The 846-nt window shown below is 77.2% G+C and carries 2 protein-coding genes; both read right to left on the bottom strand.

Annotated elements, in window-relative coordinates; all coding sequences use genetic code 11:
* Positions 1 to 515 (bottom strand): FAD-dependent oxidoreductase (locus HUW36_RS33665; RefSeq protein ID WP_174531679.1); only part of this gene is annotated, 515 nt, incomplete at its 3' end.
* On the bottom strand, positions 509 to 846 hold a 338-nt coding region (locus HUW36_RS33670), incomplete at its 5' end, for a thiamine phosphate synthase (protein WP_174531680.1). The genes HUW36_RS33670 and HUW36_RS33665, both read right to left, overlap by 7 nt.

The raw sequence follows: 846 nt of genomic DNA on the forward strand, positions 1-846 counted from the left end.
AGCCGCCGCGGGTCGACCTGGTGGTCGCCGGGGGCCACCGCTCCGCCGCGCACACGCGGCGCCAGCGCCGGCTCGCGGTCGCGCAGCTCCGAGGGGCGCAGCGGCGTGATCGGCAGTCCAAGACCTTGTTGGTACGACCACAGCCGCCCCGCCTCGGCCAGGTCGTCGGCGGTGAGCCCGACGACGAGCGTGCCCTCGGTGCGATGGCCGAGGTCGACGCCGCTCGCCCCGGCCAGCTCGGCGGCGAAACCGGGCCAGCGGGCGGCGGACTCGACGAGGAGCGCGGTCAGCTCGTGCTCACCGAAGTACGCCTCGGCGACCGGCGACAGCATCCCGGCGGCCACCGACGAGGCGCCCGACCCGGGCCGGTCGTCGTGCACCACCACGCGCAGTCCGCGCTGCGCGCACCGCCACGCGATCGCGAGTCCCACCGGCCCGCCCCCCACCACCGCCACGTCGGTAAGGAAGGGCCCCCTCTTAACGCCTCCGGTAGAGGAAGGGCCCCCTCTTAACACGTCAGCGCCCGCATCAGCTCGGCGGTGGCGTGCGCGGGATCGGCGGCCAGGCTGAGCGCGCCGACCACCGCCACCCCGTACGCCCCGGCGGCCCGCAACGTCGGCACGCTCGCGGCGGTCACCCCACCGATCGCGATCACCGGGACACCGACCGCCTCGGCGACCGCGCGTACCCCCTCGGGGCCGATCGGGTCCGGCAGGCCGGACTTCGTGGTGGTGACGTGGCACGGGCCGACGCCCAGGTAGCTCGCGCCGGCATCCACGGCCGCGCGGGCGCCCACCGGCTCGCGGGCGGTCGCGCCGAGCACCGCGTCCGGGCCGAGCACCCGGC

Source organism: Micromonospora maritima (genome assembly GCF_902825405.1).
In the GTDB taxonomy this organism is placed as follows: domain Bacteria; phylum Actinomycetota; class Actinomycetes; order Mycobacteriales; family Micromonosporaceae; genus Micromonospora; species Micromonospora maritima.